We start from the raw sequence: 20,063 nt of genomic DNA on the forward strand, positions 1-20,063 counted from the left end.
TCCACGCGTACGGGCTGAACTCCGCACTCGGCGCCGTCGTGCGGCACGGCGCGACCGGGGTGCTCGTCGACGAGCCCGGCCCGGCCGGTGCGCTGGACGACATCGCCCGGCACCGCCCGCCGAAGCCCACCAAGTGGGGCAGAGCGGCGACCGTGCCGCCGGCCGCGACGAGCGCGGCGGCGAGCAGCAGGCGACCGGCGCGGCCACGGGGGTGTGGCCTGGCGGATTGCATGGTCGGGGGACCTCTTCCGTGGGTTCGAAAGGGTGAGCGGGGGTGGGGCGGCCGTCCCGGGTAGCGAACACCATGCGCCATCCATGAAAGTCTTTGCAAGAGCTTGCGGCAAAGTTTTCGAAACCAGCAGGCAACGCGAGTGGGCTCGGATTCCCGTCCACCAGCGGCGATCCACGCTGGACCGGACGATCGGGCGCCGGAGGCGATTCCCGCCGCTCGGGACGCGCCGACCCGCTTCGCGGGACGATCGCAACTTCCGAGCAGATTTTCCAACGTTTGCGGGCCGGGGGCGCCCGGCACCCGCCGGACACGGACGAGCCCCGGCCCGTCGCGTCGCGACGGACCGGGGCTCGCTCAGATGTGACGGATCAGGCCAGGTCGAAGCGGTCCAGCTCCATGACCTTCGTCCAGGCGGCGACGAAGTCGCGGACGAACTTCTCCCGCGCGTCGTCGCTGGCGTAGACCTCGGCGAGCGCCCGCAGCTGCGAGTTGGAGCCGAAGATGAGGTCGACCGCGGTGGCGGTCCACTTCACCTGGTCGGTCGCCAGGTCGCGGATCTCGTACACGTGCTCCTCGGACTCCGCCGCCTTCCACCGGGTGCCCGGGGAGAGGAGGTTGACGAAGAAGTCGTTGGTGAGCACGCCCGGCCGGTCGGTGAGCACGCCGTGCGCGGCGCCGCCGACGTTGTTGCCGAGCGCGCGCAGGCCGCCGACCAGGACGGTCATCTCCGGCGCGGTCAGGTTCAGCATGTACGCGCGGTCGACGAGCAGCACCTCCGGCTGGGTCTTCTCGCCCGGCCGCAGGTAGTTGCGGAACCCGTCGGCGCGCGGCTCCATCACCCGGAACGACTCGACGTCGGTCTGCTCCTGCGTGGCGTCGGTACGACCCGGGTGGAACGGCACAGTCACCTCGACGCCGGCGTCGCGCGCCGCCTGCTCGACAGCGGCCGAGCCGGCCAGCACGATCAGGTCAGCGAGCGAGATCTGGGCGCCGCCGGCGGCGTTGAACTCCTGCTGGATGCCCTCCAGGGTGGCCAGCACGGTGGCGAGCTGCTCGGGCTGGTTGACCTCCCAGTTGCGCTGCGGCTCCAGCCGGATCCGCGCGCCGTTGGCGCCACCGCGCTTGTCGGTGGAGCGGTAGCTCGCGGCCGAGGCCCAGGCGGTGGAGACGAGCTGGGCGGTGGTGAGGCCGGACTCCAGCACCTTCGCCTTGAGCGCGGCGACGTCGGCGTCGTTCACCAGGTCGTGCGCGGCGGCCGGCACCGGGTCCTGCCAGAGCTGGGCCTCGGGCACCCACGGGCCGAGGAAGCGGCTGACCGGGCCCATGTCACGGTGCAGGAGCTTGTACCAGGCCTTGGCGAACGCCAGCGCGAACTCGTCCGGGTTCTCCAGGAAGCGGCGGGAGATCTTCTCGTACGCCGGGTCCACGCGCAGCGACAGGTCGGTCGTGAGCATGGTCGGCTTGTGCTTCTTCGACGGGTCGTGGGCGTCCGGGATGATCGCCTCGGCGTCCTTGGCCACCCACTGCTTGGCGCCACCGGGGCTGGTGGTCAGCTCCCACTCGTAGCCGAAGAGGATCTCGAAGAAGCGGTTGCTCCACTGGGTCGGCTTGTCGGTCCAGGTGACCTCGAGGCCGCTGGTGATCGTGTCGCCGCCCTTGCCCTCGCCGTACGTGCTCAGCCAGCCCAGGCCCTGCGCCTCCAGCGGCGCGGCCTCCGGCTCGGGGCCGACGTGCCGGTCGGCGGGGCCGGCGCCGTGGGTCTTGCCGAACGTGTGGCCGCCGGCGATCAGCGCGACGGTCTCCTCGTCGTTCATCGCCATCCGGCGGAACGTCTCGCGGATGAAGTGCGCCGCGGCGAGCGGGTCGGCGTTGCCGCGCGGGCCCTCCGGGTTGACGTAGATCAGACCCATCTCGGTCGCGCCGACGCCGGCCACCATGTCCTTCTCGGAGGCGTAGCGCTCGTCGCCCAGCCAGGTGTCCTCGGGGCCCCAGAAGATCTCCTCCGGCTCCCAGACGTCCTCACGGCCGAAGCCGAAGCCGAAGGTCTTGAAGCCCATCGACTCCAGGGACACGTTGCCGGCGAGCACCAGCAGGTCGGCCCAGGAGATCTTCTGGCCGTACTTCTGCTTGACCGGCCAGAGCAGCCGGCGGGCCTTGTCCAGGTTGGCGTTGTCCGGCCAGCTGTTCAGCGGGGCGAAGCGCTGCCCGCCGTCGCCGGCGCCACCGCGGCCGTCCTCGATGCGGTAGGTGCCCGCGGCGTGCCAGCTCATCCGGATCATCAGGCCGCCGTAGTGGCCGAAGTCGGCCGGCCACCAGTCCTGCGAGGTGGTGAGGACCTCGGTGATGTCCCGCTTGAGCGCCTCGACGTCGAGCTTGGCGAACTCCTTGGCGTAGCTGAACTCCGGGCCCAGCGGGTTGCCCTTGGACGAGTGGGCGTGCAGCACCGACAGGTCGAGCTGGTTGGGCCACCAGTCGCGGTTGCTGCGCGGACGACCGCCGGTCTTCGGGGTCGGCGAGTCGATCGCCGGGTTCTCGCTCTCGCTGCCGTGCGCGGTCACGGAGTCGTGCGCGACCGGGCAGCCGGCCGCCTCCTTGGCGTCCACGCCCTGCGGGCTGACGGGCCGGTTGTCCTGGGTGTCGCTCATCTGCTTCCTTCCGAACTGGCGGATCACTGGGCGGTGCGGTCGGCCGCGCAGCCGGGGCAGGTGCCCCAGTAGACGACCTCCGCCTCGTCCACCACGAAGCCGTGGTCGTCGGAGGCGGTGAGACAGGGGGCGCGGCCGACGGCGCACTCGACGTCGGCGATGGCGCCGCAGGAACGGCACACGACGTGGTGGTGGTTGTCTCCCACCCGCGACTCGTAGCGGGCCGTGGCGCCGGCCGGCTGGATGCGCCGGATCAGCCCGGCGTCGGTGAGTGCCCGGAGCACATCGTAGACCGCCTGGTGGGACACGGTGGGCTGCTCGGCGCGGACCAGGGCGATCACCGTGTCGGTGTCGACGTGCGGGTGGTCGCGCAGCGCGGCCAGCACCGCCACGCGGGGCCGGGTCACCCGCAACGAGACCGCCCGGAGCTGCGTCTCGAAGTCGGCCGTCATGCGACGACCTTAGTCCGGTCTTTTGGAATGAATCAAGTTTTTGCCCAGGTGTGTCGGCCGTCACACCAGCAGGGTCCAGGCGCACGAAACGGGGGTGCCGCGCGCCTCGCGCGCGGCACCCCCTCCCCGGAGAAGGGCTCAGGCGGCGGAACAGCTCGCCGTCGGTGTGTTGCTGTTGCCGTTCTTGTAGAGCGTGATGCCGAAGTTGTTGCCGTTGCCGTTCGGGCGCGCGGTGAGCGTGCCGCTGGTGCCGCTGATCGAGGCGTTCCAGCTGTTCTGCAGGCTCTGCCCGCCCTGGGTCTGGATGTTGACCACCCAGTTGCTGGTGCCGCTGACCGAGAAGGTCACGTTGAACCGGTCGCCCCACTCCTCGGCCCGGTTCACGCTGACCGTGCAGCCACCGTTGTTCGGCGGCGGGGTGGTCGGGTTGCCACCGCCGGTCCCGCCGATCGTGATGTTGGAGTTGCCGCTGCTCTGGTAGCCCTCGGTGGCCAGGATCTGGTAGTCGTGCGATCCGAGGTTCATGCCGTAGCGCGACCAGGCGTCGAAGTGGGTGCCGGCGGTGATGGTGCCGCCCACGCGCTTCGACTGGCGGACGCTCCAGTACTGGTAGAACGTCCGGGTGCCCTCGATCGAGGGGGCGTTGACCCGCTGGGTGCGGTAGATGTCGTACGTGCCGCCGTCGGAGGACACCGAGCCCATGTAGCCGCTGCCCGGCGGGCGCCAGCTGCCCCAGCTGTCCACGATGTAGTACTCGACGAGCGGGTTGCGCGTCCAGCCGTAGAGCGTCAGGTACGCGTTGCCGGACGGGTTGAAGCTGCCGGAGTAGCTGACCGTGCGGCGGCCGCCCGGGTTCCAGCCCTTGCCGGCGACGAAGTTGTTGATGTTGCTCCACTGGGTGCTGTACTGACCACCGTTGCCCATGGTCATGGAGACGTTGCCACTGTCCTTCCAGAAGGAATAGAAGTAGCCGTTGTTGGTGCCGGTGGAGTTCGACGTGACGGTGGTGTCGGCGTAGGCCGGACCTGACGCGACGGCCGTCGCCCCGGCGGCGATGAGCGCCACGGCGCAGGCGCCGCCGAGGACCATCCTGAGGCGTCCGCGCCTGCGGATGCCCGTACGGACGGGGGCGTCTTTCATGGACGGGTTTCCTCCCTGTGACGGCTGGCGGGCGGCCAGCTTCCGGTGGCGCGAGCCGCGGGTGCTCGCCCGCCCGCGGACGGCGGGACCGGGGCGACAGCCGCGCCACGGGTGGTGGTCGGACATCGACGTCAATCGAGATACGCCGATGGCCACAGTATTGGAGGCCCGGTTCATCCTGTCAACGAGTTCCGGAAATGTTGTGGTAACCGCCGTCCGGCCCTGAACGGCCGTTACGGCTGCCGGAAAGGGCCTCGGATCAGCATCGACATGTCGACTAAGGGCGCCCGACCGCCATTGAAGGCGACTTGATTCCGAAACTTTTCGGCCCTGTTCCGGATCAACACTGCCCCGGCTGCTCGGCGCGCGCGAGCGGTCGGGGCCGGGCCGGACAGTCCACATTTGACGGCTCGCCGGTCGGTCGGTTCAATGACGGCCGGACCGGAGTCGGACCCGATTCCGGCCGGGTGAACCGAGGACGTCGCGCACCCGTCCGGCGTACGTCATCACCGGAAGGACCGCCCTGTGACACCCGATGCCCCCGGCGCGCGCCCGCGGCCGCGCCGGATCCCGCGCGGCGTGGTCGCCGCCGGCGCCGCCGGGCTGGCGGCGCTGAGCCTGGTGGTCGCCGCCCTCAGCGGGAGCGTCGCCGCCGCCCGCGACGACGAGCCGGCCGCCCGGACCGTCTCCGCCGAGCACCTGACCGCGATCCGCACCGCGGCCCGGTCCTGCCCCGCGCTGACCCCGGCGCGGCTGGCCGGGCAGCTGATGGCCGAGTCGGGTCTGGACGCGCGGGCCGAGCGGACCGCGTCCGGCGGCCGGGGCCTGGCCGGGCTGGACGACGAGCGGTGGCGGACCTGGGCGCCGTGGCCGGACGCGCAGCGCACCGACAGCGCCGCCAACATCCTCGCGCTCGCCCACCACATGTGCGACCTGGCCGGGCAGGTTCGCGCGGCTGCCGTCCCCGGCGACCCGTGGCGGCTGTCGCTCGCCGCGTTCCACACCGGGTTCGAGGAGGTACGCGCCTCCGAGGGGGTGCCCTCGACGGCGGTCCCGTACGTCGACGAGGCAAGCCGGTACGCCGCCTACTACGGCCGGCAGGACGGTTTCGCCGAGACCGGCCCGGCGAACCGCGAGAGCGAACGCCGGCAGCCCAAGGCGGTCCCCGCCGCGTACGTCCGCCTCGTGGTACGGGCCGGCTCGGTGTGCCCGCAGGTGCCGCCGGCCGCTGTCGCCGCGCAGCTGATGGCCTCCTCCGGTTTCGACCCGAACCTGCTCGGCGACGGCGGCCGCAAGGGCATCGCCCAGTTCCGGCCCGAGCTGTGGCGTGCGTACGGCCCGTCCGGCGCCTCGCCGTGGGATCCGCAGGCGGCGGTACCGGCGGCCGGCGCCACGCTCTGCGCGCTACGGCGCGAACTGGCCGCGCTCGACGGCGACCCGGACCTGCTGGCGCTGGCGGCGTACCGCGACGGGACCGACGCCGTGCGCCACACCGGCGGCGACTTCGACGCCAGGACGCAGGAGTTCCTGCGCACGGTCCGGGAGTTCACCGACTTCTACGCCCTCGACGGCCGGCTGCGGGGCACGCCGGTGACTTCCGGCACGCCGTCGCCCGGCACCCGGACGCCGAAGCCGCCGGCCTCGTCGGCCGCGCGCCCGTCCACGTCGTCGCCGGCAGCGGGCACGTCGAAGGAACCGGAGAAGCCGGCCGCACCGGTCCGCCCGGCCGGCGCGAAGCAACTCGTCGGCAAGGAGACCGGCCTGTGCGCCAGCGGCGGCAGCGGTGACGGCGTACGCGTCGTGCTGCGGGCCTGCCGGGAGGAGCGCTCCCAGTGGTGGACGTTCGCGTCCGACGGCAGCGTCCGGGTCGAGGGCGGCCTCTGCCTGGACGTGGCCTGGGGCGAGAAGCGCGACGGCGTACCGGTGCAGACGGCGTGGTGCAGCGGCAACCCGGCGCAGAAGTGGGAGTGGATCGAGAGCCAGGGCCGGCGGTCGCTGTTCAACCGGGCCACCGACCGCTGCCTGGACGTCGACGGGCACGCCGCGGGCGCACCGCTGAACGCCTGGACCTGCGTGTTCAACGTGAAGCAGACCTGGTCGCTGCGCTAGCCGCGCGGCCGGTCCGGCCGGCCGGACCGGATCAGGGATTCGAGCCCACGGCCAGCCCGAGCACCCCGCAGCAGGCCACGCCGACGACGGCCAGCAGGACCAGCATGACGCTGTAGTTGGACCACATGCCGAACCGGGTGACGTCGGTGCCGTAGCCGTCGTACACCCGGTTGCGCCACCCGCCGAAGCGGAACGCGAGGTGGTGCGCGGCCCCCGGCTGCACCGCGAGCGTCGTGGTGACGATCGGGACGCCCATGAAGTCGGTGTACCGGATGTCGTGCGCGCCGGCCGGCACCGCGACGTGCCATGTCCCCTCGCCGGGGATGGCGACCACCTGACGGTCGATCTTGAAGCGGCTGGTCGCCGGCACGGGGATCAGGTACGGCCCGCGGTTCACCGAGACGACGAGCACGCCGCAGCCGGGCGGCGGGGTGATCGGGTGCGGGTAGGCGATCAGCGGGCTGACGCCGCCGGGCATCGGCGGGTACGGCTGCGAGGGGAGGTAGGACACGGCTGGATTCTGGCACGGCCGTGCCAACCGTCGATCCCCCGCCGGTCAGCCCGCGGGCGCTCCGGCGTCGGCCAGCAGCCGCTGTCGCATCAGGAACTTGCGCACCTTCCCGGTGGGCCCCATGACCACGTCGTCGTCGGGGACCGTCACCACCCGGCGCAGCGTCGCGGACACCGCCGGCCCCAGCGCGGCCCGGACCCGGCCGGTACGGTCGGCTGCCGGATCGGCGTCGGCGGTGAGCAGGAGCAGCACGTCGGTCACAGTCGTGCCGTCCTCCCCCGCCGCCGCGAGGACGGTGCAGTCGCGGACGTCCGGGCAGTGCCGGAGGATGCGCTCCTCGGACAGCGCGGTGTACAGCCAGGTGCCGCCGCCCAGGTCGACCGCGTCGCTGGCCCGGTCGACGTGGTGGTAGTCGCCGGCCGCGTCGCGGTACATCAGGTCACCGGTCAGGTAGTAGCCGCCCAGCCGCGTCCGGTACGTGGTGACCGAGTCGTTCCAGTAGCCGAGCGCCAGCGTCGGCGACTTCAGGCCGACGTGCCCCACCTGCCCCGGCGGGACCTCCTCGCCGGTGTCCACGTCGAGCAGCGCGATCTCGGCGAACGGGTACGGCCTGCCGACGCAGCGGTCGTAGCGGTCGCTGCCCAGCCGGTGGGTGATCCGGAACGCGCCGTGCCCCATCTCGGTGGAGCCGAGCATGTCGACGAACTTGGAGCCGGGGACGTCGACCATGCCGTCGCGGGTGTACGCGGGGTGACTGCCGACGGCGACCAGCCGGCGTACGTGCGCCTCGTGCGCGCAGTCACCGGTGTTGAACCAGTTGCGCACCGAGCTGAGGTCGCGCGTGGTCAGGTCGACCCGGGCCAGTTCCGACCAGGTCACCGCGAAGCCGAAGACGCCGGTGGGACGCCACCGCTCGATCGCGTCCAGGATCGTCTCCGCGCTGCGCTCGAACGGGCCGCCCTGCGCGGACAGGCACAGCAGCTGGTAGCCGTTGCAGAGCGCCTGGTTGAGCGTGATGATGCCGGCGGCGTGCGCGGCCGGCAGCGCGGACATCTCCCGCACCTCGCCGTACGGCCGGGACTCGGTGAGCCGGACCGCGCGGATCGCGGCGAACAGGCCGTGGTGCGAGTGGACGATCGCGGCAGGTACCCGGGTGGTGCCGGAGGAGTGGGTGATGACCACCGGTTCCTCGGGGTGGTGCCGGTGGTGCGGCGGCGCCTGCGCCGGGTCGCCGGTGCCGGTCTGCGCCGCGTCGCCGAGGATCTCCACGCCGAGGTCGTGCCCGGCCAGCGCGGCGTGGTCGGCGTCGACCACCACACCGGCCCCGCGCAGCCGCCTGACGAACTCGGCGGCCAGCGGGACCGGCATGTTGCCGTTCATCAGCGCCGGGATCGCGCCGAGCCAGGTCAGCGCCAGGAAGTTGAGGAACACGTCGGGCGCGGAGGTCACGTACACCGCGATCGGGTCGGCCCGGCGGACGCCGCGCGCCCGGAACCAGGCGGCCCGGGCCGCGACCCGGTCGGTGAGCGTCGCCAGCGACAGCGGCGTCCAGGCGGGGATGCCGTCGACGTCGGCGTCGAACGTCACCCGGGGCATGTCCATGTCGGCGCCGTGCTCGGCCAGCCGGAGCAGCACGTTGCCCGCGCCCAGCTCCATGTCGGCCGCCAGCGTCGCCCGGAAGTTGTCGGCACCCAACGAGTGGCCTCCTCAGCTGACACGCGTCACGGCCGCGCCCCGTACCGGCCGCCGAGCGGGGACACGATCAGGCTAGAGCGCCCGCCACGCTGAGACAATGGTCGATGTACGGACGGTCAGGAGACCTCGCGGTTGAACAGGTGCGACGACCAGAACAGACTGGCGGCGGCCAGCCCGGACATGATCAGCGCGCCCTGCCACACCACGGTCTGGGTGATCTGGCCGGCGAACAGCGCGCGCATGCCGTCGGTGGCCCAGGCGAACGGGTTCCACACCGCGACCCGCTGGATCCACATCGGCGCCAGCACGAGCGGGATGAGCACGCCGGCGAGCAGCGACACCGGCTGCCCGACGGTGTTCACCAGCACGCCGAGGCTGTTCTCGTTGCGCACCAGCAACGCGATGTCGTACGAGATCGAGGTGCTGAGCAGCACCATCACCGACAGCAGCGCGTACGACACCAGCAGGTTCGCCAGGTGCACCCGCAGGCCGAACGGCAGCGCCACGAGCGTGACCACAACGGCCTGCACCACGTTGAGGCACACGTGCATGAGCGCCCGGCCCAGCAGCAGGCCGGTCCGGCTCACCGGCGTCACCCGGCACCTGTCGATGATGCCCGCGCGCAGCGCGCTGAGCAGCCCGTAACCAGCGAACAGGCCACCGAACAGGCCCATCGCCACGAACAGGCCGGGCACGTAGATCCGGTACGCGTCGGCGTAGGACGCGGCGCCCCGGTCGACCATCACCACCTTGAGGAACGGCGCGAAGAGGATCAGGTAGGTGATCGGCTGGGCCAGGCTGAACGCGACCATCACCGGGTTGCGCACCATCAGGCCCGCCTCCTGCTGGAAGATCAGCCAGGTGTCGCGGACGAGTTTCACGCCGTACTCCTCTCGGCGTCCGGTCACTCGGCGAGCGACCGGCCGGTCTTGGCCAGGAACACGTCGTCGAGGCTGGGCCGGCGGGCCTCGATCGCGCCGGGCTCGATGCCCCTGTCGTAGAGCGCCCGCATGATCTGCGGGATGGCGGTGGCGGCGCTGTCCACGTAGAGCCGCAGCGTGCCGTCGACCGGCTCGGCCGCGTGCACGTACGGCGCCTCGGCCAGCAGCTTCGTCGCTGCCGGCAGGTCGCCGCCGGTCTCGCCCGCGACGTCGGCGGCGGCGAAGTCGATCGCGACCACGTCACCGGAGATCTCGCGTTTGAGCGCCGACGGGGTGCCCTCGGCCACGATCCGCCCGGCGTCGATGATCGAGACCCGGTCGCAGAGGCTGTCGGCCTCGTCCAGGTAGTGCGTGGTGAGGAAGATGGTCATGCCCTCCTCGCGCAGCCGCCGTACCTCCTGCCACATCCGGACCCGGCTGGGCGGGTCGAGCCCGGCGGTGGGCTCGTCCAAAAACATGACCTGCGGCGAGTGGATGACGCCGAGCGCGACGTCGAGGCGGCGGCGCTGCCCGCCCGAGTACGTCTTGATCTTGCGGTCGGCGAAGTCGTCGAGCTGGAACGCGCGGATCGCCCCGGCTGCCAGTTCCTGGGCCACCGCCTTGGACAGGCCGTGCATCCGGGCCTGGAGCACCAGGTCCCGGCGGGCGGTGGAGTCGTCGTAGGTGCCGCTGGCCTGCGCCACGAAGCCGATCCGCCGCCGGACCTGCGCGGGCGCGCGCAGCAGATCGACGCCGGCGATGGTGGCCGCTCCCCCGCTGGGCCGGATCAGCGTCGCGAGCATCCGCAGCGTGGTGGACTTACCGGCGCCGTTCGGGCCGAGGAACCCGACGATCTCGCCTCGGCGTACCGCGAAGTCGACGCCGCGTACCGCGTCGACAGTGGTGGCGCCGCGCCCGCGCCCGACCCGGAAGGACTTGCGTAGGCCGGTGGCCTCGATCATCGAGCCTCCTCGTGCGGCACGACGCCTGCGCGGGTGCGTCAGGTCAGGCTAGTTCGGCCCCGACTGTTGGACAACGGTCGATGCGTCAGGCGTCGGGAGCCGTCCGTGCCAACGCGGCGAGGTGCGCCGCCGCCGTGCGGGCGCCGCCGGCCGCCGCGAACGACTCCCCCACCCGGCGCGCGCCCGCCCGGTACGCGGGCTCGTCGAGCACCGCGCTCAGCGCGGCGGTCAGCTCCGCCGGGGTCGCCGATCCGAAGGAGACCTCCAGGCCGGCGCCGGCCCGGCGCACCTGACGCGCCACCGCCGGGTGGTCGTGCCGGATCGGCGCGACCACCACCGGCACGCCGTGTGCCAGCGCCTCGGAGACCGTGCCCAGGCCGCCGTGGGACACCAGCGCGTCCAGCCGGGGCATCAGCTCCAGCACCGGCACCCGGGGCGCGACCAGCACGTGCGGCGGCGGGTCGGGCACCAGGCCGGGGGCGGCGGTGAGGATCACCTGGACCCGGTCGGCGAGCGGCGCGGTCGCCGCCGTCATCCGCCGGTAGAAGTCGGCTGCGAGGTGCTCGGCCATCGTCCCGACCGTGACCAGCACGTGCCGGCGGCCGGGATCCCACGCGTCCCAGGCGAACGCGGGCGCGTTCGGCCGCCGTCCCAGCGCCGGCCCGGTGAGCACGCAGCCCGGCGGCAGCGGCGCCGGGCCGGTCAGCGCCGTGGTGGTCAGCCCGATCACGAGGTACGGCGAGAAGCGCAGGTCGATCGTCTCGTCCACCGGTACGTCGGTCATCGCCCACACCCGGCGGACCTGGGCGTCAACCCAGTCGGTGAACTCGGGCATCTCCCCGGTCGGCGGCGTCAGCTCCAGCATGCCGACGCAGAACGTCGCCCACGGCAGCCCGCGCCGGTGCGCGGCGAGCGCGCCGGCCAGCGCGTACTGGTCGGCCACCACCACGTCCGGCCGGTACCGCTCGACCGCCGAGTCGGCGGCGTCGCGGATGAACCGGTTGGCGGGCAGCACGTGCCCCTCCCAGAGGCTGCGCACGGAGTCCGGCCCGGACGCGCCGTCGGGGCGGTAGTAGCGCTTGCCGGTCGGGAACAGCGTGGCGTCCGGGCCGACCAGCGGACGCAGGTCGCTGCGCGGCCCGACCCAGGCCACCTCGTGCCCGGCCGCCTCCAGTTGCTGGGCGATGGCGACCGGGGCGTGCAGATGGGACTCCACCGGCAGCACGACGAAGAGGAAGCGAGCCACGTCGATATGATCGCACGCGCGTTGACATCCATCGGCGTCACTGATCTGATCCGTGGCGTGACGGTACGCGTATGACGGCGATCGACGCCGTCTCGGTGTTCCTGCCGCAGCGCCGGGTGCCGGTCGAGAGCCTGGCCGCGCCGCTGGGCCTGACCGACATGCAGGTCCGCCTGTTCCGCCGCTTCCACGGCCTGACCGAGGTCCGTCGCGACCCCGGGCTGTCCCTGACCGACCTGCTGCTGCACGCGGCGGCCGGCCTCACCGCGCTTCCCGCGCTACGGCAGCGCGTGCGGTTCGTGGTGTACGGGCGGGCGTTCCCGGTGGTCACCCCCTATCCGGTCAACCCGCTGCACGAGGTGTGCCGCACGCTCGGGCTGGGCCACGCGCTCGCGTTCACGCTCACCCAGCAGTCCTGCGCCAGCGCGCTGGCCGCGATCGACGTGGCCGGGCGGCTGCTCGCGTCCGAACCGGACACGCCCGACGGCCCGCCGCTCGCGCTGGTGCTCACCGGTGAGAAGGCGTTCACCCGCGACGCCCAGTTCATCCCCGAGACGTCGGTGTTCAGCGAGGGCTCCTCGGCCTGCCTGCTCAGCGCCGGCGGCGGCCGGGACCGGCTCCTCGCGTACGCCTGCCACCAGCGGGGCGAGTTCGACGTGGCCGGCGGCGAGTCCCCGGCACGGTTCCAGCGGGCGTACCGGCCGGCGCTGGCCGAGGTGATCGGCCGCGCGCTGGACCGGGCCGGGACGGCGCTGTCCGAGCTGCGGCTGGTGCTGCCGCACAACGTCAACCTGATGACCTGGAAGCGGCTGTGCCGGCTGATCGGACTGCCGCTGGACCGTGTACTGCTGGACAACGTGACCGAGACCGGGCACGTGTTCTGCGCCGACGCGTTCGTGAACTACCGCACCGCCCGGGAGCGCGACCTGCTCCGGCCGGGTGACAGGTACCTGGTCGCGGCGGTGGGCGCCGGGGACGGCGCGACGTTCGCCGCCATGGTGTTCGAGCACTGACCGGCGTGCGGGAGGCCACATTGGACGACGGGCTGCGCCTGCTGCGGGCCGCGCGGCACACGGTCACCGGCCCCGCCGCGCTGCTCGGCGATCCCGTGCTGCGCGAGCGCAGCGCCGGCTACCTGGCGGACCTGACCCGGCCGTACGGACTGCGCGTGCCGGACGGTCTGTTCGACGCGCCGTCGGGGGCGCTGGGCCAGTCGTACGGGGAGATGGCCGCCGAGCTGATCCCGGCGCTCGTGCCGCCGGACGAGCCGGTGGACCTGCTGGTGCTGGCGTTCGCCGTGCACGACGTGCTGCCCGGGCGGGCCACCGCGGCGTACCTCAGTCACGTGTGCCCGGGCACGCCGATGTCGTTCGCGCTCTGCGACCAGGGTTCGGCGGCGGCTTTCACCGGGCTGCGGATCGCCCGCGAGTACGGGTGCCGCCGCGCCCTGCTGCTCACCGTCGAACAGGCGGTCCTGCCGTACGACACGGCGGTGCCCGTACCGGCCCGCCACCGGGCCGTGGCCATGCTCTACGGCACCGCCGACGACGACACCGCCCGGACCGGCGGGACGCGGGTGACAGGGCTGCGCCAGCACGCCGACGTCGGCCCCGGCGACGTCGCGGCGCTCGCGGCGGCCGAGGTGCACGAGCTGACGGCCGGGCGTACCGATGTCGCGGTCGTGCTCGGCGCCGACCTCGCGGCCGCGTGGCCCGGCCCCGGCGGCGGCGCGGTGACCACCGGTCCACCGAGGCAGCCGTCCACCGGGGTCTGGTGGGCGCTGCTGGACCGTCTCGCCGGGGACGCGGCGCGGCCCCGGCCGGTGGTGGTGGCCGACTACGAGCCCGGCCTGGGCTACCTGAGCGTGGCCGCGCTGGCGCCGGCGGGCCGGTCAGAGCACGTCGGCGAGCGCGGCGCGGACGAACGCGCACAGCCGCTCGTTCGCCTCCGGGGCGCCGACGGTGATCCGGACCCCGGCGCCTGGTAGCGCCATCACCAGGATGCCCGCCTCCCGGGCCCGCTCGGCGAACGGCACGGCCCGCTCCCCCAGCGGCAGCCACACGAAGTTGGCCTCGCTGGGCGCCACGGTGAGCCCGAGGCCGCGCAGCGCGCCGATCAGGCCGGTACGCGCCGCCACCAGCTCCGTGCACCGCCGGGTCAGTTCGGCACCCACCTCCGGCGTCAGGCTCGCCACCGCCGCCGCCTGGGCGAGCGCAGAGGGGAAGAACACCGCCCCGGTGAGCGCGGCGGCCCGGGTGAGCCGGGGCGGCACCACTGCGTACCCGACGCGCAGCGCGGCGAGCCCGTACGCCTTGGAGAACGTGCGCAGCACGCAGACGTTGTCGTACGCGCGGTACAGGTCCATCCCGTCCGGCGAGCGCGGGTCGGTGACGAACTCGCGGTACGCCTCGTCCACGATCACCGGCACGTCGGCCGGGATCCGTTCCAGGAACGCCTCGACGTCGTCGCGGCGCAGCGCCGTACCGGTCGGGTTGTTGGGGTTGCACAGCAGCACGCACCGGGTCCGGTCGGTGACCGCGTCCGCCATGGCCGGCAGGTCGTGGTCGTACCCGTCCATCGGGACCGGCACGGCGCGGGCGCCGGCGTTGCCGATGATCAGCGGGTAGCCCTCGAACGACAGGGCCGGGTGGACGACGTCCGGGCGTGGTCCGAGGGACTGCACGAGGTGCTGGCACAGTCCGGCCGAGCCGGGGCCGACGAGGATCGCCTCGGGGCCCACGCCGAGCCGCGCCGACAGCGCCGCGACGAGCGCCGACGACGTGCGGTCCGGATAGCGCTGGAGCGTCGCGGCGGCGCCCTCGACCACCCGCCGGATCCCCGGCAGCGGCGGGTAGGGCGTCTCGTTCATGGACAGGTCGGCCGGGGGTTGCGTCCCGACGGCGGTGGCAGGCGTCATCATCGCTCACTTTCCGACGGAACCGGTGGGGACGAGGTGTGCGCGTGCCGGTCGGCCAGCAGCCCCAGTTGGTAGAGCCGGTCGACGGCTGACAGCGGCCGCACGTCGGTGCCGGAGAGGTTGCCGGCGGTGAGCCCGAGCAGCCGGGGGTTGGCGGCGGTACGGCGCATCATCCGCGCGCCGAGCAGCTTCGGCAGCCCGGACACGGCGGTGATCATGCGGGAGGCGTTGTGGCTGACGGTGGCGACGTGGTCGAGCCGGGGCCGCCGGGCCGCCTCGAAGGCCCGCAGCGCCCGGTCCACGGCGGCCGGTTCCGGCGCGCCGCCCTCGGCGGCCAGGCAGGCGGCGAGCGTCTCGGCGTCACCGAGGGAGCTGTTGACGCCCTGCGCGGCCATCGGGTGCACCGCGTGGGCGGCCTCACCGGCGAGCGCGAGCCCCGGTGCGGCCAGGCGCGCGCTGCGGAGCCGGTACACCGCGAGCAACTGGCGCCGGTGCAGGCTCGCGCGCACGGCCGGTTCCAGCGGGCTGATCGCCGGCACGTCGGCGAGCAGCCGTCCGCACCACGCGTCCAGGTCCACGCGGCCCCGGAACTCGTCCGGTCTGACCTGCACGTAGAGGCGGCACCGCCCGCCCGGCAGCGGGTAGACCAGGCAGAGTCCCCGGGCGGTGCGGTAGGCGGACACCTCGTCGGCCACCTCGGCGCCGTCCACGTCGAAGGCGACCAGGCCGTGCGGGTACTCCCGGCGCTCCACGCCGATCCCCGCCGCGCGGCGCAGCGGCGAGGACATGCCGTCGGCCGCGACCACCAGCGACGCCGCGATGTCCCGCTCGGCGCCGTCCGCGACGACCCGGACGCCGTCGATCCGCCCGTCGTGATCGCGCCGGACGCCTGTCACCCGCACGCCCCACCGGACCTCCACACCGGCCGGCAGCCGGTCGGTCAGCACCGCGCGCAGGTCGCCGTAGTCGGCGCAGAGGATCTGCCGGTACGCCCCGGGCAGGCCCGCGTAGTCCAGGCAGAGCAGCGGCTCGCCGTACGCGTCGCGGATGGCCAGCCGCCCGACCGGACGCGCGCCGGTGGCCCGCAGGGCGTCCAGCGCGCCCCAGGAGTCGAGGATGCGTACCGTCTCGGGCTGGAGGATCTCGCCCTTGGCGATCGACGCGGGAGCGCGCTGCCGGTCGAGCACGAGCACCCGCAGGCCGAGCGCGCCGAGCGCGTGCGCGCAGGCCAGCCCGCCCGCGCCGGCGCCGGCCACCACCACGTCGGCGGTCATCGGGCCACCGCGCCCGGTGCGGCGCCGGACCGCGTGGCGGCGGCCCGGCGGTACTCGCCGAGCGTCCGCAGCGCGAGCGCCTGGGTGATCACCGCGTTCGGGTACCGCATGTGGTGGCGGATGTAGTTGCACACCCGGGCGGCGGGCCAGGCGCCGTCCGGTCCGGCGGCGGCCACCAGCCAGGCGACGCCCCGGTCCACCGCGTCGGCGGCGTCCGGATCGCCGGTCGCGAGCAGGCCCTGCACCGCCCAGGACGTCTCCTCCACAGTGCCGCCGGTGCCGTCGCCCGGGCCCCACGAGCCGTCGGGCAGCCGGGTGTCGCGCAGCCACCGGGCCGCGCGGCGCACCACCTCGTGCCGGGCGTGCCCGACCCGGGACAGCGCGGCGACCACCGCCGCGGTGCCGGAGGTGTGGTCGCGGTACCACAGGTTCTCGAACGTGCCGGCGGGCGCGGCCCGGGTCAGCAGCCAGGCCGCCGCGCGGGCGATCGCCGGATGGTCGTCCGGATACCCGGCGTCGTGCAGCGCGAGGATCGCCTGACTGGTGATGGCCGGGCAGGGTCCGTCGTTGGCGAGCCGGGTGTCGCGGACCCACAGGCTCCACGAGCCGCGGCTGTCCTGGCGGCCGACGAGCCACGCCAGTCCCTGGCGCAGCACCGGGTCGGTGCCGGCACCGGGGAGTCCGGCGAGCGCGGAGAGGATCTCGGCCGACTCCAGCGTGACCGGCCAGCCCCGGGCGTTCGAGTAGCTCCACCCGCCCGGCGGCACGTCCAGCACCTCGAACGCCTCAGTCTTGCGGGCGGCGTGGAGGAACTCCCGGGTGGCGTGCAGCCGGGGATCGTCGGCGTAGCCGGCCGCGATCAGCCCGGTCGCCGCGTACCCGGACCGGGTGAGGTCCAGGTTGCTGACCGCGTCCCAGGATCCGTCGGGGCGTACCGCCCGGCGCAGCCAGCCGACGACGGCGCGGGCGATGTCGGGCGCCTCGCCGCTGCGGGCCAGACCGAGCAGGACGAGCGCGGCCGGCCACGGGTCCTCGCTGAGCGCTCCGGTGCGGCCCTCGTGGTCGTGGATGGACCGCAGCAGCCGTACCGCCGCCGGACGGGCGCGGCGCAGCGTGGCCCGGCGCAGCCGGCCCGCGGGCAGCATGTCGGCCTGCATCAGGGCCAGCCCGACGAACGGCGCGGTACGGAACGACAGGCGCTGCCGGCGTACCCGGTCGAACAGGACGATCTCCAGCGGCAGCCGGCGCAGCGGGCCGGCCTCGGCTGTCATCCCGGCCATGGTGAGCAGTTGCCGGCACAGCAGCGAGATCGCCGGATCGGTGATGGTGTCGACGCCGCCGAGCGCGGCCAGCCGGGCGCGGCCCGCCGCAATCGCGTCGGCGCTGTCAGCCGGTGCGCTCAGCGCCAGCGCGGCGACCGCCACGGCGGTGGGTACGACGGCGGTGCCGGCGCCCACGACGCCACCCCAGCCGCCGTCGTCGTGCTGCGCGCGGCGCAGCCAGGCGGTTCCGGCGTCGACCAGGTCGGCGCAGCCGGACGGGTCGGCGGCGTGCAGCGCGGCGACAGCGCCAGCGGTGCCGAGCACCGAGGCGGGTGGGTCGTCGCTGAAGGCGCCGTCGGGGCGGCGGCGACGGAACAGCGCCTCGGCACCAGCGGTGAGGGCCTTCCCGACGGCCTCGGCGGTCACAGCGGTCATGGCGCGTCCTCCAGAGGCAGTCGACTGTGGGTGGCGAGGGTCAGGCCCGCGACCGGCGGGCCGAGTTCGTGCCGGACGCGCATGCCGCGCTGCGCCAGCCAGGTCAGCAGCACCATCGGCAGCGCGAGCGCGAGCTGCACGGCGACGCCGAGGCCGAGCCCGACCGCCGCCGAGGCCAGCACGACCCGCTCGACGACCAGGACCGAGTGGGCGCGCAGCGCCACCAGGACGGGCATCCCGTCGCGGCGCGCCACCAGCGGAGCCAGCGCGGCGACGCCGGTGACCAGGACGACGAGCACAGTGGCGAGGTACGCCATCCGTGTGCCCGGCTCGGCCAGCAGCCCGGCGGTCACGGCGGCGCCGATCGTGACGGCGTAGAGCGCCACCACTGTCCGTACGGCCGCCGGCACGCCCCGCCCCACCGGCAGCGTGCGGTAGCCGCCGGCACGATCGCCGTCGATGTCGCGCAGCGCGCCGACCAGGTTGGACATGGCGTCGTGCGACCAGAACGCGACGGCGAGCGCGAGCAGCACCGGCACCGCCCAGTCCCGGTCCGGCGCGATCCCGGCGGCGAGCGCGCCGTAGCCGAGCGCGACCGCGCCGAGCGCGCCGCGGACCAGGTTGCCGGCGATCCCCCGGGCCTTGAACCACCTGCTGTACGCGACGATGCCGCACGCGGCCAGCAGCGCCGCCACTGTGGTGCCCCATCCACCGAGTACGGCCAGGACGCCGAGTGCGGCGAAGCAGGCGCTGCCGCACCACAGTGCCGTGCCCGCGCGCAGCCGGCTGGACGGGATCGGCCGGTGCGGCTTGCTGCCGGCGTCGAGGTCCCGGTCGAAGTAGTCGCCGAGATAGTGGCCGCCCAGCCAGCCGGCGGTGGGCGCGGCCCAGGCCGACAGCAGCAGCCACGGATCGTGGCCACCGGCCACTGCGGCGCCGGCCAGGCCGACGAGCCCGACGTACCAGAGGGTGTAGGGCCGCCAGGTCTCCACGTGGGCCCGCAGTGCTCGCACGGCGCCGGCCGTGCTCACGCCATCTCGCTCGTCATCCAGGCCGCGATGCCGGTGAGCACGTCCGCGCTCGCGGACGGGGTGAGCGCTGCCAGCTCGGCGCGGGCCCGCTCGGCGTGCTCCACCATCAGCCGCCGGGCGCCGTCGACAGCGCCCACCTCGCGGAGCAGGGCGGTGACCCACTCGACGTCGCCGGGACCGGCGCCACGGCGGTGCAGCACCGCCAGCAGTTCCACCCGTGCGGCGTCGCTGATCGCGTCGTACGCCAGCAGCAACGGCAGCGTGGGGCGGCCGTTGTTGAGGTCGCTCGTCGCGGGCTTGCCGGTCTGCTCCGGGGTGGACAGGTAGGACAGCAGGTCGTCGCGGATCTGGAACGCGGTGCCGACGTGCTCGCCGTAGCGGGCCAGCGCGGAGGCCACCAGCGGGTCGGCGCCGCCGAGCAGCGCGCCGATGTGGCACACGGCGCGGAACAGCGAGCCGGTCTTGAGCCGGATCATCTCCGGGTACCAGCGGGCGCCCGCGTCCAGGTCGCCGACGAGCCGCGCCTCCAGCGCCTGGCCCCGGCACAGGTCCTGGCCCGCCTCGGCGAGCGCGGTGACGGCGGCGACGACCGACGCCGCGGGGACCGCCCGGCCGCTCTCCACCATCGCCTGGAAGGCGTGGAAGATGAGGTGGTCCCCGGCCACGATGGCGCCGGGGATGCCGTACGCGACCGGGACCGCCGGGCGGCCGCGGCGCAGCGTGTCGGCGTCGATGATGTCGTCGTGCACGAGCGTCGCGACGTGCAGGTATTCGGTGCCGAGCGCGGCGGCGAGGACGTCCCGTGGTGATCCGCCCACCGCCTCGGCGGCGTGCAGCGTCATCATCGGGCGGAGCATCTTGCCCGCCGGCAGCAGCGCGTAGCGCACGATCGCGTCGAGCTGGTCGGGCGTCTCCGGCCACCGCCGGCCGAGTTCGGCGCGCAGCAGCCGCCCCGATTCGCTGCGGGCCAGGTCGTCGATGAAGGGCGGATATCGCGTGGAGCCAGCAACCGTCATGACGCGTCGACCCTTTCGCCAGGGATCGGCTAGTCGCCACGCGAGACGTTACCGGTAGGTCCTCCCCGGAACAACCATTGATAAACGCGCATGGACATGGGTGGCCGCAAATGTCGCGACAGCATTCTTCAGCACATTGACCGATGCGCAGAGAAATCCGCCGTTTGACCCACGGCCGCCATCTCGATGCATATACGTCAATGTTCGGGCGCACGGGAC

17 protein-coding genes are annotated in these 20,063 nt (G+C 73.8%); 3 read left to right on the plus strand and 14 right to left on the minus strand.

Annotated elements, in window-relative coordinates; all coding sequences use genetic code 11:
- The 4 genes from ABD52_RS40235 to ABD52_RS18050 all read right to left on the minus strand — a co-directional run.
- The coding region (locus tag ABD52_RS40235; protein WP_047892604.1) for a hypothetical protein at positions 1-232 on the minus strand (232 nt) is incomplete at its 3' end.
- A 368-nt stretch (positions 233-600) separates the two neighbouring features.
- Entirely contained in the window at positions 601-2,877 is a 2,277-nt protein-coding gene (gene katG, locus ABD52_RS18040; protein ID WP_013286850.1) for a catalase/peroxidase HPI, read from the minus strand.
- Between the two features lie 23 nt (positions 2,878-2,900).
- On the minus strand, positions 2,901-3,329 hold the full coding sequence (locus tag ABD52_RS18045) for a Fur family transcriptional regulator (RefSeq protein WP_013286851.1): 429 nt from the start codon (positions 3,327-3,329) through the stop codon (positions 2,901-2,903).
- Positions 3,330-3,467: 138 nt separating this feature from the next.
- Positions 3,468-4,469, minus strand: coding sequence for a glycoside hydrolase family 11 protein (locus tag ABD52_RS18050; RefSeq protein WP_013476425.1), 1,002 nt, complete (start codon positions 4,467-4,469; stop codon positions 3,468-3,470).
- A gap of 525 nt (positions 4,470-4,994) precedes the next feature.
- Between ABD52_RS18050 and ABD52_RS18055 the strand changes: the two genes are divergently transcribed.
- Positions 4,995-6,578, plus strand: a complete 1,584-nt coding sequence (locus tag ABD52_RS18055; protein ID WP_047892605.1) for a ricin-type beta-trefoil lectin domain protein — start codon at positions 4,995-4,997, stop codon at positions 6,576-6,578.
- Positions 6,579-6,609: 31 nt separating this feature from the next.
- On the opposite strand, the gene ABD52_RS18060 is transcribed toward ABD52_RS18055, so the two are convergent.
- From ABD52_RS18060 to ABD52_RS18080, 5 genes are all read right to left on the minus strand, one after another.
- Positions 6,610-7,089 (minus strand): hypothetical protein, encoded by a 480-nt coding sequence (locus tag ABD52_RS18060; RefSeq protein ID WP_013286854.1) that lies wholly within the window; start codon positions 7,087-7,089, stop codon positions 6,610-6,612.
- 45 nt (positions 7,090-7,134) lie between these two features.
- Complete coding sequence (locus tag ABD52_RS18065) at positions 7,135-8,745, minus strand: class I adenylate-forming enzyme family protein (RefSeq protein WP_047892623.1); 1,611 nt, start codon at positions 8,743-8,745, stop codon at positions 7,135-7,137.
- 155 nt (positions 8,746-8,900) lie between these two features.
- Entirely contained in the window at positions 8,901-9,665 is a 765-nt protein-coding gene (locus ABD52_RS18070; protein ID WP_013476421.1) for an ABC transporter permease, read from the minus strand.
- Between the two features lie 23 nt (positions 9,666-9,688).
- Positions 9,689-10,666: an ATP-binding cassette domain-containing protein gene (locus ABD52_RS18075; RefSeq protein ID WP_047892606.1), complete on the minus strand. Its 978-nt coding sequence runs from the start codon at positions 10,664-10,666 to the stop codon at positions 9,689-9,691.
- Positions 10,667-10,751: 85 nt separating this feature from the next.
- Positions 10,752-11,912, minus strand: a complete 1,161-nt coding sequence (locus tag ABD52_RS18080) for a glycosyltransferase (RefSeq protein ID WP_047892607.1) — start codon at positions 11,910-11,912, stop codon at positions 10,752-10,754.
- A gap of 71 nt (positions 11,913-11,983) precedes the next feature.
- Between ABD52_RS18080 and ABD52_RS18085 the strand changes: the two genes are divergently transcribed.
- The gene (locus ABD52_RS18085; protein WP_047892608.1) at positions 11,984-12,922 is read left to right on the plus strand and encodes a 3-oxoacyl-[acyl-carrier-protein] synthase III C-terminal domain-containing protein; all 939 of its coding nucleotides are present in this window, start codon (positions 11,984-11,986) and stop codon (positions 12,920-12,922) included.
- Between the two features lie 5 nt (positions 12,923-12,927).
- Positions 12,928-13,896 carry a 2-hydroxy-acid oxidase gene (locus ABD52_RS18090; protein ID WP_235437491.1) on the plus strand — a complete coding sequence of 323 codons (969 nt, stop codon included), beginning with the start codon at positions 12,928-12,930 and terminating at the stop codon, positions 13,894-13,896.
- Here ABD52_RS18090 and ABD52_RS18095 read toward each other — a convergent pair.
- The 5 genes from ABD52_RS18095 to ABD52_RS18115 are packed head-to-tail and all read right to left on the minus strand — an operon-like array spanning position 13,801 to position 19,844.
- The gene (locus ABD52_RS18095; RefSeq protein ID WP_047892610.1) at positions 13,801-14,829 is read right to left on the minus strand and encodes an aminotransferase class I/II-fold pyridoxal phosphate-dependent enzyme; all 1,029 of its coding nucleotides are present in this window, start codon (positions 14,827-14,829) and stop codon (positions 13,801-13,803) included. The two genes, ABD52_RS18090 and ABD52_RS18095, sit on opposite strands and share 96 nt — an antisense overlap.
- Positions 14,826-16,100 (minus strand): NAD(P)/FAD-dependent oxidoreductase, encoded by a 1,275-nt coding sequence (locus tag ABD52_RS18100; RefSeq protein WP_047892611.1) that lies wholly within the window; start codon positions 16,098-16,100, stop codon positions 14,826-14,828. The genes ABD52_RS18095 and ABD52_RS18100 overlap by 4 nt, the downstream gene beginning before the upstream one ends.
- On the minus strand, positions 16,097-17,797 hold the full coding sequence (locus ABD52_RS18105; RefSeq protein WP_047892612.1) for a prenyltransferase/squalene oxidase repeat-containing protein: 1,701 nt from the start codon (positions 17,795-17,797) through the stop codon (positions 16,097-16,099). The genes ABD52_RS18100 and ABD52_RS18105 overlap by 4 nt, the downstream gene beginning before the upstream one ends.
- The gene (locus ABD52_RS18110) at positions 17,794-18,828 is read right to left on the minus strand and encodes a UbiA family prenyltransferase (RefSeq protein WP_013476416.1); all 1,035 of its coding nucleotides are present in this window, start codon (positions 18,826-18,828) and stop codon (positions 17,794-17,796) included. Before ABD52_RS18110 ends, ABD52_RS18105 begins: the two co-directional genes overlap by 4 nt.
- Positions 18,825-19,844, minus strand: a complete 1,020-nt coding sequence (locus ABD52_RS18115; RefSeq protein ID WP_047892613.1) for a polyprenyl synthetase family protein — start codon at positions 19,842-19,844, stop codon at positions 18,825-18,827. Before ABD52_RS18115 ends, ABD52_RS18110 begins: the two co-directional genes overlap by 4 nt.
- Positions 19,845-20,063 lie beyond the last annotated feature (219 nt).

Source organism: Micromonospora sp. RV43 (assembly GCF_001029515.1).
Classification (GTDB): Bacteria; Actinomycetota; Actinomycetes; order Mycobacteriales; family Micromonosporaceae; genus Micromonospora; species Micromonospora aurantiaca.